Here is a 15,272-nt window from a genome sequence, read left to right on the forward strand (position 1 = left end):
CTGCTCCACGATAAAATTATTATGGGGCAGCTTTTTTTATTATGTTATAATTTATCTCAAGAGGTGATTGATTATGGATATATCTAATTTTAAAATAAGTTCAAAGAATGATTTCAAATTAAAGGATATAAAAACAGACTATACATATGATATAACTTCAAAGGAAACTGCCAAAGCTCTTCTTGAGGAAAACATAAAAACAATGGCAAGACTTCAAGATAAGCTATATTCTCAAAGTCATTATGGCATCTTAATTATCCTTCAGGGCATGGATACTTCAGGAAAGGATAGTGCTATAAAACATGTAATGTCTGGTGTTAATCCTCAGGGTACAGGTGTTTTTAGTTTTAAGGAGCCTTCATCAGAAGATCTTAAACACGATTATTTAAGAAAAGCAGCAGTACACTTACCAGAAAGAGGCCAAATACAGATTTTTAATCGTTCTTACTATGAAGAGGTACTGGTTGTAAGAGTACATAACCTTCTCAAAAATGAAAATCTGCCAGATGATTTTATCACATCAGACATATGGGAAAAACGCTATAATCACATAAATAACTTCGAAAAATATCTATTTGAAAACGCAATAATTCCAATTAAATTATTTTTGCACATATCAAAAGATGAACAGAAAAAAAGGCTTATTGCCAGAATAGATGATAAATCAAAAAATTGGAAATTTTCAGGAGCGGATATAAGGGAACGTAAATATTGGGATACTTATCAGAAATATTATGAAGAAACAATCTCAAGAACTTCAACAGAAATTGCTCCTTGGTATGTGATTCCATCTGATAAAAAGTGGTTTGCAAGACTTTTAATATCAGATATAATTGTGCAAACCCTAGAGAATCTAAAATTAGAATATCCTAAATTAAGTGACTCTGAAATAACTAATTTAGATGAATACAGGAAGCAATTGTAGTGGGTATATCCCCCTACAATTGTTGTCTACTTTATTAAGCTTTAATCTTAATCTATTATAGCAGGAAGAATCCCTTTCTTAATGAGCTTCCATCTATCAGGGGGGGCCTTAGGTGTCCACTTAGCAATAATTGATACAACTAATTTTTTCTCTGGTATACAGCAGATAATATTACCACCATCACCTATGGCTGCATATGAAAAAACTCCATCTTCAGTTTTAAGCCACCAGAGATAACCGTATTTTAAAATTGTGTTTTTAAACTTTACTTCTGAATGAAGATCTATCGATTCACGAATCCATCCTTTAGAAATAATCTGTTTATCATTGCAAACTCCATCATTTATATATAAAAGTCCAAATCGTGCCATATCTACGGGCGTTAGTGTAAGCCCCCAGCCACCTATAGAATTACCATTTGGATCTTTGACCCATCCCTTTATATCGTTTCCAAATAAATCATTAACTCTAAATCCCTTCATTTTACAATCTGGAATTTTCCTCATACCAATAGGCTTAAATAAATACTCATTGGCAAACTCACGGGCACATTTCCCTGTACTTCGAGTAATAATAGCTGAAAGCAAATGGACTCCTTCAGAGGAATATTTAAAATCTCCAATTTTTCCACCACGTCCAAGACAATCAAGTGTGTATTTTACCCAATCTGTCTGCCTGCATAATCTCTCAAAGGGCTCATGCCAGGCTTTAAATGGATATGGAGCAGTCATTGTGAGAAGATGCCTCAGTGTTATTGCCTGTTTCTGCGTATCAGCAGAATTAAAATCATATTCAGGGAAGAAATCCAGTACCTTTTCATCTACACTTTTAATATACCCTTTGTCTATTGCAATTCCAATTAGCGCTGATATAATACTCTTCGTAACAGATGCTACATGTAAAGTATCAGAAGGCTTGAAACCATTATAGTATCTTTCAAAAGCAATGCAATCCTTTCTAAGAACAACTATTCCTTCTATATCTTTATATTGAGCTTTTACAATTGAATCAAGCTCTAAAAGTTTCTTGGGGTTCATTCCTGCATCTTTAATATCTATGCTTTCCATTTATAAATACCTCCCAGTTATAGAATTTGAGTTTTCTTTTAACATTTTTGGCGAACCTTCTGCAATAATGTGCCCTCCTTTTTCGCCTCCCTCAGGTCCAAGCTCAACAATCCAATCACAGCTTTTTAAAACTTCTATATTATGTTCAACAACAATTACAGAATTTCCATTTGCTATAAGCTTATCTAATAAGCTAATAAGCTTTGCAGTATCGTATGCACTAAGCCCTGTAGTTGGTTCATCAAGCACATAAAGAATATTTCCTTTTTTACATTTGCCAATTTCTTTAGCAAGTTTTATTCTTTGAGCTTCACCGCCGCTTAAAGTAGGCGTAGGTTGACCTAGTTTCATATAACCCATACCGATTTGATCTAATACCTTCAAAGTTTTTATTATACCTAGACCATCTCTAAAAAAATTCACTGCTTCAGATACGCTCATTTCAAGGACATCGTATATATTTTTGCCTTTATATTTAATTGAAAGAGCCTCATCATTGAATCTTTTTCCATCACACTTACTGCAAATTTTGTCTATACTCAGGTTACTTGTAAGCCATATTTTTTCATAACCACTTCCACCACATGCACTGCAAGCCCCCTTTGAATTAAAAGAAAAATGGCCAGCAGTAAAATTTTGCTTAATTGCTTCTGGCTCATTGGCAAACAAGCTGCGTATTTTATCCCAGATGCCTATATAAGAGACAGGATTTGAATTCATGTTCTTACCAATGGGAGCCTGAGATATTTCTGCATATCCAGATATGTTTTTTATGCCTTCTAATTTATCCTTATTACTTTGATTATGAAAATAACTTTTTAAGAGAGGTAAGAGGGTATTCTCTACAAGTGAACTTTTTCCACTTCCTGATTTACCAGCTATTCCTACCATTGCTCCTAAAGGAAGTGATACAGTCACATTTTTAAGATTATTTGTGTTTGCATTATGAATAGTCAGACATGGTCTTTTATCGTTGAGGTTAATTTTTTGATGTGTTTTTCTTTCTGGCATAGTGATTTTTCCTGAAAGATACTTACCTGTTATTGACTCGCTGCACTTAAGTAATCCCTCCAAATCACCTTGATATATTACTTGACCACCAGAAGCACCAGCTTTAGGACCAATATCAATAATATGATCTGCCATTTTGATAGTGTTTTTGTCATGATCCACTACAATAACTGTATTGCCTAATTCTTTTAGTTCCTTGATAGCTTTTAGAGTTTCAATTTTTTCAGTTTCGTGCAAACCTGCTGTTGGTTCATCAAGTACATAGATAAGTGAATTAAGCTTTGCTTCTAGATGTTCATTTAGAAAAAGTCTCTGTATTTCTCCACCACTTAAGGTTGACATTTCTCTGTAGAGACTTAAATGACCTAAACGAAATTTAATTAGATTCCTTGTTTTACTGAGAATATCTTTAAATAGATTTTGCCCAAACTGTGTTAATGTTTTTTCATTTGATAAAGTTTTTAGAAAATCGTGCATTTCTAAAATTGTCATTTTCCCAAGTTCTCCAATATGCTTTCCATTTAAAAGAACTCTGTGAGCTTCATCTCCTACCCTAAAGCCATGGCAATCAGAGCAAGTAACCATAGTATAAATGTCGTCCAAGTCTTCACCTTTTTCATAACGACTTTGAAAGATTCTTGTTAAAGAGTAGCTTTGCTTTCCATTTTCATAATGTCCATAAATCACTTCATTTTTAACTTCTAGAGGCAATTGTAAAAATGCAATTGAAAAATATTGTTTGAATTTTTTCTCCAATAACTTCATAAAGCCTGGAGTCACTTTCACGCTATCAAAAACTTGTTTTAAAGTTGTGAGTTTATTTGGAACTAGCTTTTCAAGGTTAATCTCAAAATATGTTCCACGTCCAGAGCACTTCATGCACATTCCATCTGAAGAGTTGTACGAAAAAAAGCTTGGATTTAAACGTTCTTCTACATTGCCGCAGTTATTACAAATGAGATTATTATTTACTGATGATTTGCATACAGAACAAAGTATCTTTCCTTCACCTGAATAAAGAAATGCTAGCATATTAAGAATACCAGTTCTTGACCCTACAGTTGAGCGAGGATTGCTTTGACGGACAATGTTCTGCTTAACTGCTATAGCAGGACCTAAACCTTGAATACTGTCAAATTTGTTTTCATTATCAATCTCTGTAAGTATTCCTAGTGACTTAAGGTATTGTCTGCGACCTTCTTCAAATATAATGTCAAAGGCAAGACTAGTTTTACCTGAACCACTTACCCCTGTTATAGCTATAAGTTTGTTCTTCGGAATAGAAATGTTTATATTTTTCAGATTATGAATTCTTGCTCCCTTAATTTTTATTTCTTCCATTAAATCATCCACCTCAATTTTACAGTGGTTCTATAGGCAGGTATATATCAACTAAAATTTTATGCTCTGGATTAGTATTTGGATCATTAAGGTATACTTCAAAAGGAAATGAATCACGAGGTTTAAAGCCACTATTTGTAAGCCATTCACCATACATAAAGTCCCAGGCATCACTAAACTCATCTTGAAAAATGTTAAAATGACCTACAACATATTTTCCAGATGAAAGTATCATACTGCCAACATCACTGTTTTCTTCAACAAGCACATCATCTGGAATTATAATACAAATACTGGTTCTAAGCTTATCTGCTTCTGTGAATTCAGGATTATCATGATAAATAGCTAAAAACTTTGTTCTTCCAGCTTCTATAAGCTTTTGTTTGGCTGCATACTTATATAGTTTTTCCAGAAGTTTTGAAAAGTTAATGGCTAGATTTTTATATGAACCCATATGTCTAACATACGCAACATGTATACTTGAAAGCATTAATATTTCAGTACTTACTTCACCCAAAGTGTGCTTATTTTTACATTCAATTTTTGGTACATACTCATTATACTTAGAAATTTTGTAAAGGTCTTTGCAATTCTTGCTATAGTGATTTCTATAACAAGTTGGACTTATGTCAAAGTGATTTTTAAATGACCTCGAAAATACTGCAGAATCAGTGAAACCAAAGTGATAGGCAATATCTGTAACTGTCATATCCTTGCGATGAATAAGCATCTGAGTTGACTTCTCTAGCTTTAAACGATTTACGTATTGAGATAAAGATTCATTTACTATTGCTTTAAAAATTCTGTGAAAATGAAATTTTGAAAAACCTGCAACATTAGAAAGCTCTTCAAGAGAAATGGAATCATGTAAATGAGCTTCTAAATAATCCTGTACTTTATAAATACGACGTAAATATTCTTTTTTGCTTTCAGCATTTATCATATATTTTCTGTTACCAAAACCTTATAAAGCATGTTTAATTTTATGCTAAACATACTTCATTTGGCAAGCTTCCTCCCTTCTCTATTTAATTTATATTTTGCAATACTAAAAGAGGCACATTAAATTATCAGCAGCAAACAATTCTTCCCAACTTTTAATATGCCTCTTTTTTACATTGTTTTATTAAATTTTATAATTTCTATATTGAAAAACATCTTAACGATTAATTTTTTTCCTTTTCAGGCACATCTTTTGCAATGCCCTCTATTACTATGGAATTTTCCTCAATTAGCTTTATAGTTTCATTTATTCTATTACTATCTTCACTATAAATTAACTTTACATCTGGCCTTAAAGTTAAGTTTTCATATATTTTTACTACTAAACCTATTTCACCATTACTTAGATTTACAATTGTTCCTTCAGGATATGGTATAACAGACTTTACAAAAGCTTGTACTACTCTATGCTCAAACCTATTTCCGCTATTCGCCATTATGTATTCTACGGCATCATTCGGAGCAACTGCTCTTTCATAAACCTTATCAGAAGTCATAGCATCATAAACATCTGCTACCGCAACTATTTTGGAAAGAGTACTAATTTTATCGCCTGCTCTACCTTCTGGATACCCCTGGCCGCCTATTCTTTCATGATGCTGAAGTGCTATTATCCTAGCTGGAACAGATATTTCATAAAGTCCTCTTAAATATTCATACCCCTTTACTGTATGTTGCTGCAATATTTTATTTTCTTCTTCTGTAAGTTTGGATTCCTTATTTAATATTTCATTAGGTATAAATACCTTACCAATGTCATGCAAAAGTGCACCTACACATAAATCGAACAATTCATACTTGTGAAATTTAAGTTTTATACCTATAATAAGTGATATTACAGCTACATTAACAGAATGTTGATATGTATAATCATCAAAACTTTTTATGTCTACTAAACCCAACATAACATTCTTTTGCGACAAAATTTCGTCAATAATTTCTGTCGCTATGTAATATATTGACTTAAAATCTTCTTCACTTTCCTTATAAAGATTTCTTCCAGTATAATTTTCTTTATTATTATACTTATTAATATTGTAAAAAGTATTTCTTACCATCTTAATAGCATTTCTTCTAATTTCAGGTTTTATAACATCTTCAACTATAATATCTTTACTATATTCATCGTCAATATATATAGTATATATATTAAGGTCCTTTATTCTCTCTATTGTACTTTGTTTAAGTACAACACCTCTGGCTAAAAGAGTTCTTCCTTCTCCATCATATAATGTTTTACCTAAAATACTTCCTTCTTTTACATTTTCTATTTGAGCCAATCTCATATATAAAACACCTCATAGTTTTTCTCTGTACATATATTATAACCCTTTATAATTAAAATAGTAAAGTTAATAATTTTATATTTAATTTTTAGTGTCACTATCGCCGGAAACACATATTATGTTACTAGGAGGCGATAATGATGAGCAGATGTAGACACATGAACAACATGAGAAGAGTTTTGAGAAGGTATAGAAGAAGAAGAGTTAATATAACCTTACAGCACGGTGAATGCAGACAATTAAGAAATGTAAAAATTAAAAGAGTATGCAAGGATGTAGTTTTAGTAAAAAGACATCATACTAGATGCATATATATAAAAATATGTTGTATTTGCGCTGTCACTCCTATATGCAGGGATGAATGTTGTCATCATAAGCATAGGGATAATAATGACTGCTGCTAAAAACTTAATTATTAACTCTCTATAAAAACTTATGTGAAAAAGAACACTTGCTATAGCAAGTGTTCTGCTTTTATGGTGGCTTATCGGGGAATCGAACCCCGGACACCATGATTAAAAGTCATGTGCTCTACCAACTGAGCTAATAAACCAAAATACCCGGCAATGACCTACTCTCCCACAGGGCAACCCCTGCAGTACCATCGGCGCTTTGGTTCTTAACCTTCGTGTTCGGTATGGGAACGGGTGTTGCAACCAAGCTATGATCACCGGATTTACATTTTGTTTTTGAAAGTCAAGCTTTCTACTCAACTACTAACTTCCACATGTACCATAATACTTTGAAGCTAGTATTTTGGAACAAGTACAAGTTAAGTTTCGTAAAGAAACTTGTATATACTTTCAAAATTGCATAGTAACTTATATATTTACTCTTTATTGGTCAAGCCCTCGACCTATTAGTATCAGTCAGCTTAAAATGTTACCACTCTTACACCTCTGACCTATCAACCTGTTGTTCTTTCAGGGGTCTTACTAACTTATGTTATGGGAAATCTTATCTTGAGGTGGGCTTCACGCTTAGATGCCTTCAGCGTTTATCCCGTCCCGACATAGCTACCCAGCCGTGCCTTTGGTAAGACAACTGGTACACCAGAGGTCAGTCCATCCCGGTCCTCTCGTACTAAGGACAGCTCCTCTCAAATTTCCTTCGCCCGCGACGGATAGGGACCGAACTGTCTCACGACGTTCTGAACCCAGCTCGCGTGCCGCTTTAATGGGCGAACAGCCCAACCCTTGGGACCTACTTCAGCCCCAGGATGCGACGAGCCGACATCGAGGTGCCAAACCTCCCCGTCGATGTGGACTCTTGGGGGAGATCAGCCTGTTATCCCCGAGGTAGCTTTTATCCGTTGAGCGATGACCCTCCCACGAGGAGTCACCGGATCACTAAGCCCGACTTTCGTCTCTGCTCCACTTGTTTGTGTCGCAGTCAGGCTCCCTTCTGCCTTTGCACTCTACGCGCGGTTTCCAACCGCGCTGAGGGAACCTTTGGGCGCCTCCGTTACATTTTAGGAGGCGACCGCCCCAGTCAAACTGCCCACCTAGCTATGTCCCGTGACCAGTTTCATGGCCTCCGGTTAGAACCTCAGTACTGTCAGGGTGGTATCCCAAAGGTGACTCCACAATCCCTGACGGAACTGCTTCCAAGTCTCCCACCTATTCTGTACAGACAATACCGAAATTCAATGCTAAGCTACAGTAAAGCTCTACGGGGTCTTTCCGTCCAATCGCGGGTAGCAAGCATCTTCACTTGCACTACAATTTCGCCGGATTTGCTGTTGAGACAGTGCCCAAATCATTACGCCATTCGTGCGGGTCGGAACTTACCCGACAAGGAATTTCGCTACCTTAGGACCGTTATAGTTACGGCCGCCGTTTACTGGGGCTTAAGTTCATGCCTTCGCTTGCGCTAAGCATTCCCCTTAACCTTCCAGCACCGGGCAGGCGTCAGCTCCTATACTTCAGCTTTCGCTTTAGCAGAAACCTGTGTTTTTGATAAACAGTTGCTTGGGCCTATTCTCTGCGACCTGCTCTCGCAGGCACCCCTTCTCCCGAAGTTACGGGGTCAATTTGCCGAGTTCCTTAACAGCAATTCTTCCGATGGTCTTAGGATTCTCTCCTCACCTACCTGTGTCGGTTTGCGGTACGGGCACAAAACTCCTGGATAGAGACTTTTCTTGGCAGCATGAAATCAGATATTTCGGTAGTAAACTACCTCATCATTACATCCCAGACTTACGAAAAGCGGATTTTCCTGCTTTCCATCCTCAATGCTTAAGCGCACTTCCAATAACATACGCATATCCTATCCTTCTGCGTCATCCCATTTCTCATAACGTTGTTTTGCGGTATCGGAATATCAACCGATTGTCCATCACCTACGCCATTCGGCCTCGGCTTAGGTCCCGACTTACCCTGGGCGGACGAACCTTCCCCAGGAAACCTTAGGTTTTCGACCACTAAGATTCTCACTTAGTTCTCGCTACTTATGCCAGCATACTCTCTCCTGCACAGTCCACCGCTCCTTACGGTACGACTTCAACCCATGCAGGATGCTCCTCTACCACTTGTACATAGTACAAGTCCACAGCTTCGGTGTTAGATTTTAGCCCCGGACATTTTCGGCGCAGGATCTCTTGACTAGTGAGCTATTACGCACTCTTTTAATGTATGGCTGCTTCTGAGCCAACATCCTAGTTGTCTTAGAAATCCCACATCCTTTACCACTTAATCTATACTTTGGGACCTTAGCTGGTGATCTGGGCTGTTTCCCTTTTGACTACGGATCTTATCACTCGCAGTCTGACTACTGTGATTCAAGTATCCAGCATTCGGAGTTTGATAAAGTTCAGTAACTGTTGTCAGCCCCTACCTCATTCAGTGCTCTACCTCCGGTACTCATTCACAGCGCTAGCCCTAAAGCTATTTCGAGGAGAACCAGCTATATCCGAGTTCGATTGGAATTTCTCCCCTATCCACAGTTCATCCCATGGTTTTTCAACACCATTGTGGTTCGGACCTCCACGGAATTTTACTTCCGCTTCACCCTGACCATGGATAGGTCACCCGGTTTCGGGTCTACAGCATGCAACTATGCGCCCTATTAAGACTTGGTTTCCCTTCGGCTGCGCACCTTAAGTGCTTAACCTTGCTGCATACCGTAACTCGCTGGCTCGTTCTACAAAAAGCACATCATCACACGTTAATGTGTTCTGATCGGTTGTGGACACACGGTTTCAGGTTCTATTTCACTCCCCTTCCGGGGTTCTTTTCACCTTTCCCTCACGGTACTGCTTCACTATCGGTCACTAGGTAGTATTTAGCCTTGGGAGGTGGTCCTCCCAGCTTCCCACAAGGTTTCACGTGTCTCGTGGTACTCTGGAACAGATCGGGCTTTTTTTCTCTTTTTACCTACAGGACTTTTACCTTCTACGGTTTAACTTTCCAGAAATCTTCGGTTAAGATATAAAGCTTTAATGATCTGCCCGCAACCCCGGAAACAAGTTTCCGGTTTGGGCTCTTTCCCTTTCGCTCGCCGCTACTAAGGAAATCGATTTTTCTTTCTCTTCCTCCGGGTACTTAGATGTTTCAGTTCCCCGGGTTTACCTCTATATACCTATGAATTCAGTATACAGTCCATGGATACAATCCATGGGGGTTTCCCCATTCGGAAATCTTTGGTTCACAGGCTATTTGCGCCTACCCAAAGCTTATCGCAGCTTATCACGTCCTTCTTCGGCTCCTAGTGCCAAGGCATTCACCATGCGCCCTTTGTAGCTTGACCTTAAGTAAATATATTTAAATTCAAACAACAAAGAATTAACTTTGCCTTGCTTTAGAGTATTACTCTTATTCATTACTATGCAATTTTCAAAGTACATTAGAGAGAATTAAGCTCTCAAAATTAAACAGAGAATTAAAAACCTTCGTGGAAATTACATTTCCACGTCGACTCCTTAGAAAGGAGGTGATCCAGCCGCAGGTTCTCCTACGGCTACCTTGTTACGACTTCACCCCAATTATCAACCCCACCTTCGACCGCTGGTTCCAAAAGGTTACCTCACGGGCTTCGGGTGTTGCCGACTCTCATGGTGTGACGGGCGGTGTGTACAAGACCCGGGAACGTATTCACCGCGACATTCTGATTCGCGATTACTAGCAACTCCGGCTTCATGTAGGCGAGTTTCAGCCTACAATCCGAACTGGGATGGGGTTTTGAGTTTGGCTCAACCTTGCGGTTTCGCATCTTTTTGTCCCCACCATTGTAGCACGTGTGTGGCCCTAGACATAAGGGGCATGATGATTTGACGTCATCCCCACCTTCCTCCTGGTTAACCCAGGCAGTCTCACTAGAGTGCTCAACTTAATGTTAGCAACTAATGATAAGGGTTGCGCTCGTTGCGGGACTTAACCCAACATCTCACGACACGAGCTGACGACAACCATGCACCACCTGTCTTCCTGTCCCCGAAGGGATTTCCTCAGTTACGAGTAATTCAGGAGATGTCAAGTCTAGGTAAGGTTCTTCGCGTTGCTTCGAATTAAACCACATGCTCCGCTGCTTGTGCGGGTCCCCGTCAATTCCTTTGAGTTTTAATCTTGCGACCGTACTTCCCAGGCGGAATACTTATTGTGTTAACTGCGGCACAGAAGGAGTCGATACCTCCTACACCTAGTATTCATCGTTTACGGCGTGGACTACCAGGGTATCTAATCCTGTTTGCTCCCCACGCTTTCATGCCTCAGCGTCAGTTACAGTCCAGAAAGCCGCCTTCGCCACCGGTATTCTTCCTAATCTCTACGCATTTCACCGCTACACTAGGAATTCTGCTTTCCTCTCCTGCACTCTAGACATCCAGTTTGAAATGCAGCCCCCAAGTTAAGCCCGGGGATTTCACATCTCACTTAAATATCCGCCTACACATCCTTTACGCCCAGTAAATCCGGACAACGCTTGCCACCTACGTATTACCGCGGCTGCTGGCACGTAGTTAGCCGTGGCTTCCTCCTATGGTACCGTCATTATCGTCCCATAAGACAGAGTTTTACGATCCGAAGACCTTCATCACTCACGCGGCGTTGCTGCATCAGAGTTTCCTCCATTGTGCAATATTCCCCACTGCTGCCTCCCGTAGGAGTCTGGACCGTGTCTCAGTTCCAATGTGGCCGATCACCCTCTCAGGTCGGCTACGCATCGCAGCCTTGGTGAGCCGTTACCTCACCAACAAGCTAATGCGCCGCGGGTCCATCTTACAGCGAATAAATCCTTTGGCTCAAAGATCATGTGATCTCTGAGTATTATGCGGTATTAATCTTCCTTTCGGAAGGCTATTCCCCACTGTAAGGCAGGTTACCCACGTGTTACTCACCCGTCCGCCGCTGGGAACCGAAGTTCCCCGCTCGACTTGCATGTGTTAAGCACGCCGCCAGCGTTCGTCCTGAGCCAGGATCAAACTCTCAATTTAAAAGTTTGATGTTAGCTCATCGCTATTTTATTAAATAGAATAAATTCTATTCAAAAGAATTGCTGGTTTATAATTCTCTGTTTAATTTTCAAAGTTCAATTCCTTGCTGTACGAGACAGCTTTTATATAATATCACCTATGAGCTTTCATGTCAACACTTTTTTTAAGTTTTTCAAAGCTTATTAAGTGTTATCATTTGTACTCATTAAATGCTGCTGTCTTGCGACAACGTTTAATATAGTAACATATTCTTTACTTTCATTTATTACTCGATATCTTATTACAGCAGAATACTTTATTTATGCTTATTCTATAGTTTAAATTCTTCATTTTACTCATACAGATACTCTAGGAAATGTGTACATGCTTTAGGAGTTAAATATTAGCATTATTACAGTTTTATAACCATAAATAAATACTTTTTATGCTCTACATATTAACATACAATCTTCAAATTTTCATATTTCTTATTTTTATTATATATGAGACTAATTTATAAAATGTTTTCGATTATGTACCATATATAATGTATTTAATATTTTTCTTACATTATATATAAATATATAAACACCTCTTATGAAATAAAAATTTATAATAAATATTTACATATAAAAAAAACATACATGTACTTCCTTCTTATTAGAAAGAATTCAGTATCATGTATATTCTAATTAATTATTCATCTACTTTCCTACAATCCCCGGTGTAATCATTCTAAATGGGTTAATAATATTATTAATATCTTTTTCCTTTAAAATGCCTTCTTTTAATATTACTTTTTTAACTGAATCTCCAGTTCTTATGGCCATCTTAGCTATCTTAGCCGCCTCTGTATATCCTACATACGGGCAAAGAGCAGTAACCATTCCAACACTGTTATTTACAAGCTCACTGCATTTTTCTTCATTTGCAGTTATACCAACAATACAATTTTTAATTAAAGTATCCACACCATTTGTTAGGGTTTCAATTGATTCAAACACATTATAAAATATTACGGGCTCAAATGCATTTAATTCTAATTGTCCAGCCTCTACTGCCATTGATACAGTAACATCATTTCCTATAATATTAAAAGCTATTTGATTTATAACCTCTGGTATTACAGGATTTACTTTCCCAGGCATTATTGAAGAGCCATTTTGTTTTGCTGGAAGATTTATTTCTCCTAAACCTGTTCTAGGTCCCGATGACATTAGCCTTAAGTCATTAGCGATCTTTGATAAGTTTACCGCACACGTTTTTATAGCTGATGATATACTAGAAAAACCATCTAAATTTTGAGTGCTATCTATTAAGTCCTCTGCCTTCTTTAAATTTAATCCCGTAACGAATGAGAGCCTTGGCACTATTCTTTCTACATATCTATTATCTGCATTAATTCCTGTTCCTACTGCTGTTCCCCCTATATTTACAACTTTAAGTTCTTCTTTAGCTTTTTCAATTCTTATAATATCTCTTTTTACTACAGCACTGTAAGCCTTGAATTCCTGTCCCAATGTGATTGGTACAGCATCTTGAAGCTGTGTTCTTCCCATTTTTATAACATCCTTAAATTCTCTTGACTTTTTTTCAAGTGCTGAATCAAGTTCTTTCAATTTATCTATAGTTTTCGAAACTAATCTCAATGCTGTTATCTTTCCTGCTGTAGGTATTACATCATTAGTTGATTGCCCCATATTTACATGATCATTGGGATGAACTATACTATAATTTCCTTTTTCTTCTCCTAAAATTTCTATTGCCCTATTTGCTATAACTTCATTGGCATTCATATTTATAGATGTTCCTGCTCCACCTTGAATTGGGTCAATTATAAAATCTTCTTTTAGCGCACCATCTACTATTTCATCGCATGCTCTAATTATAGCCTGTTCAATGTTTCTATCTAATGTTCCAATTTCACAGTTTGTTATTGCTGCAGCCTTTTTTACTTGAACAATACTCCTTATGAACTCTACATTGAGTCTCAAACCTGTTATTCTAAAATTATCTGCACCCCTTAAAGTTTGAACACCATAGTACACATCCTTCGGAACCATTTTTTCTCCTATAGAATCACTTTCGACTCTAAAATCCATATTAAATACCTCCTTAGTTATTTATAGATATCATTATTTGATGCATAAATAATTTCATAGCATATAAAATTGCAGTTTCAATTATTCTTTTAAAGTTATTATTTGTTATCTGTAAAATCATAACAAATAAGTCGAACTTTTTTAATAGTATTTTAAAAATCATAGGTTCATTTTAATGCTTTTAAAATTTTAATACCTATATATTATCATATTATTAATTTAAATTCCATATGCAATTTGTACAATAGAAAAGATATCTTTAGTACTGGAAGCACAATATGAATTAATTATTATGATGAAAGTCATTTCATTTATCATAAATCTAGTATATGCATATTATCTTTCATTAAATCTTTCAAATATGTAAGAGCAGTACATGGTTTCTTTCATATTACAGATAATTAGAACTTTAATTTTTTTATCTTAACCTAACATATGAATCAAAATAAAGCCCTAGAAAAAACTTTAATTAAATTAAATTAGGAGTTCAGCGGTTAAAAATACTACCGCTGAACTCCTAGTTACAATATTACCTATTCGTAATTTATTATGTATTACTTGTTTATTTCCTTCTTATATATCTTTATGTATTCCCCTGAATATTCAACACCATCTTCAATGTATTCCCATCCAGTTTTTTCATAATAGTCACAAATATCAGTATAAAGGAATAGTTCTGTAAAACCTGCTTTTCTGCAATACTCAACTAAAAAGCTTTGTAATTTTTGTCCAATCTTTTTTCCTCTAGAATCTTCTTTTACAAACAATGCTGACAACCAAGGAAAAAGGTCTTGTCTACTCATTAAGTCACTTCTCCACAATCCGACAGTTCCAACTAATTCATTATCTTCAAGTGCAACAAATGTTAATGGTAGTTTATTTTTTATTAAACTGTTCTTTATTATACTTTCAAAGAAATCATAATTATTTTCGTTTCCAAATTCCCTCCAAATCCAATTTGTCACTGTATCAATATATTCCTTGTGATCTGCTAAATGCTCAATAATAAGAATGATGAACATCCCCCTTGCTTAGTAGTAATTTACAATCGCTCTTTTGTCTAATTATATACTACACATCCACAAATATACAACCATAATCTTTTGTCCTAAGCAAACCCCTAAACTTATT

Annotated in this window: 8 protein-coding genes, 1 tRNA gene and 3 rRNA genes; 2 read left to right on the forward strand and 10 right to left on the reverse strand. The window is 36.7% G+C overall.

Going from position 1 to position 15,272, the window contains the following annotated elements; all coding sequences use genetic code 11:
* Positions 1–73 precede the first annotated feature (73 nt).
* Positions 74–925, forward strand: coding sequence for a polyphosphate kinase 2 family protein (locus tag BEE63_RS08440; RefSeq protein WP_066020971.1), 852 nt, complete (start codon positions 74–76; stop codon positions 923–925).
* Between the two features lie 47 nt (positions 926–972).
* Here BEE63_RS08440 and BEE63_RS08445 read toward each other — a convergent pair whose 3' ends face one another.
* The 4 genes from BEE63_RS08445 to BEE63_RS08460 form a co-directional block, all read right to left on the reverse strand.
* Positions 973–1,992 (reverse strand): serine hydrolase domain-containing protein, encoded by a 1,020-nt coding sequence (locus tag BEE63_RS08445; protein ID WP_066020972.1) that lies wholly within the window; start codon positions 1,990–1,992, stop codon positions 973–975.
* Positions 1,993–4,344 carry an excinuclease ABC subunit UvrA gene (locus BEE63_RS08450; protein WP_066020973.1) on the reverse strand — a complete coding sequence of 784 codons (2,352 nt, stop codon included), beginning with the start codon at positions 4,342–4,344 and terminating at the stop codon, positions 1,993–1,995. It abuts the gene before it with no gap.
* A gap of 19 nt (positions 4,345–4,363) precedes the next feature.
* Positions 4,364–5,287, reverse strand: a complete 924-nt coding sequence (locus BEE63_RS08455; RefSeq protein WP_066020974.1) for an AraC family transcriptional regulator — start codon at positions 5,285–5,287, stop codon at positions 4,364–4,366.
* Positions 5,288–5,510: 223 nt separating this feature from the next.
* Positions 5,511–6,632 carry an HD-GYP domain-containing protein gene (locus BEE63_RS08460; RefSeq protein WP_066020975.1) on the reverse strand — a complete coding sequence of 374 codons (1,122 nt, stop codon included), beginning with the start codon at positions 6,630–6,632 and terminating at the stop codon, positions 5,511–5,513.
* A 137-nt stretch (positions 6,633–6,769) separates the two neighbouring features.
* On the opposite strand from BEE63_RS08460, the gene BEE63_RS08465 reads away from it, so the two are divergent.
* Positions 6,770–7,036: a hypothetical protein gene (locus BEE63_RS08465; protein ID WP_242874751.1), complete on the forward strand. Its 267-nt coding sequence runs from the start codon at positions 6,770–6,772 to the stop codon at positions 7,034–7,036.
* Positions 7,037–7,109: 73 nt separating this feature from the next.
* Here BEE63_RS08465 and BEE63_RS08470 read toward each other — a convergent pair.
* The 6 genes from BEE63_RS08470 to BEE63_RS08495 all read right to left on the reverse strand — a co-directional run bounded on the left by BEE63_RS08470 (position 7,110) and on the right by BEE63_RS08495 (position 15,163).
* Positions 7,110–7,185, reverse strand: a tRNA-Lys gene (locus BEE63_RS08470).
* 5 nt (positions 7,186–7,190) lie between these two features.
* Positions 7,191–7,307 (reverse strand): 5S ribosomal RNA (gene rrf, locus BEE63_RS08475).
* Between the two features lie 164 nt (positions 7,308–7,471).
* A 23S ribosomal RNA gene (locus BEE63_RS08480) occupies positions 7,472–10,379 on the reverse strand.
* Positions 10,380–10,555: 176 nt separating this feature from the next.
* Positions 10,556–12,060, reverse strand: a 16S ribosomal RNA gene (locus BEE63_RS08485).
* Together the 16S, 23S and 5S rRNA genes with 1 tRNA gene alongside form the textbook arrangement of a ribosomal RNA operon.
* Positions 12,061–12,743: 683 nt before the next feature.
* Positions 12,744–14,141, reverse strand: a complete 1,398-nt coding sequence (locus BEE63_RS08490) for an aspartate ammonia-lyase (RefSeq protein WP_066020977.1) — start codon at positions 14,139–14,141, stop codon at positions 12,744–12,746.
* A 554-nt stretch (positions 14,142–14,695) separates the two neighbouring features.
* A complete protein-coding gene (locus BEE63_RS08495; RefSeq protein WP_242874752.1) occupies positions 14,696–15,163 on the reverse strand; it encodes a GNAT family N-acetyltransferase in 468 nt (155 codons plus the stop codon).
* Positions 15,164–15,272 lie beyond the last annotated feature (109 nt).

Source organism: Clostridium pasteurianum (assembly GCF_001705235.1).
GTDB classification, from domain to species: domain Bacteria; phylum Bacillota; class Clostridia; order Clostridiales; family Clostridiaceae; genus Clostridium_S; species Clostridium_S pasteurianum_A.

Excerpts from the sequence above, each read along its gene's own strand:
- BEE63_RS08440 (WP_066020971.1), top strand. The coding sequence starts at position 74 with ATGGATATATCTAATTTTAAAATAAGTTCAAAGAATGATTTCAAATTA.
- BEE63_RS08445 (WP_066020972.1), bottom strand. The coding sequence starts at position 1,992 with ATGGAAAGCATAGATATTAAAGATGCAGGAATGAACCCCAAGAAACTT.
- BEE63_RS08450 (WP_066020973.1), bottom strand. The coding sequence starts at position 4,344 with ATGGAAGAAATAAAAATTAAGGGAGCAAGAATTCATAATCTGAAAAAT.
- BEE63_RS08455 (WP_066020974.1), bottom strand. The coding sequence starts at position 5,287 with ATGATAAATGCTGAAAGCAAAAAAGAATATTTACGTCGTATTTATAAA.
- BEE63_RS08460 (WP_066020975.1), bottom strand. The coding sequence starts at position 6,632 with ATGAGATTGGCTCAAATAGAAAATGTAAAAGAAGGAAGTATTTTAGGT.
- BEE63_RS08465 (WP_242874751.1), top strand. The coding sequence starts at position 6,770 with ATGATGAGCAGATGTAGACACATGAACAACATGAGAAGAGTTTTGAGA.
- BEE63_RS08490 (WP_066020977.1), bottom strand. The coding sequence starts at position 14,141 with ATGGATTTTAGAGTCGAAAGTGATTCTATAGGAGAAAAAATGGTTCCG.
- BEE63_RS08495 (WP_242874752.1), bottom strand. The coding sequence starts at position 15,163 with ATGTTCATCATTCTTATTATTGAGCATTTAGCAGATCACAAGGAATAT.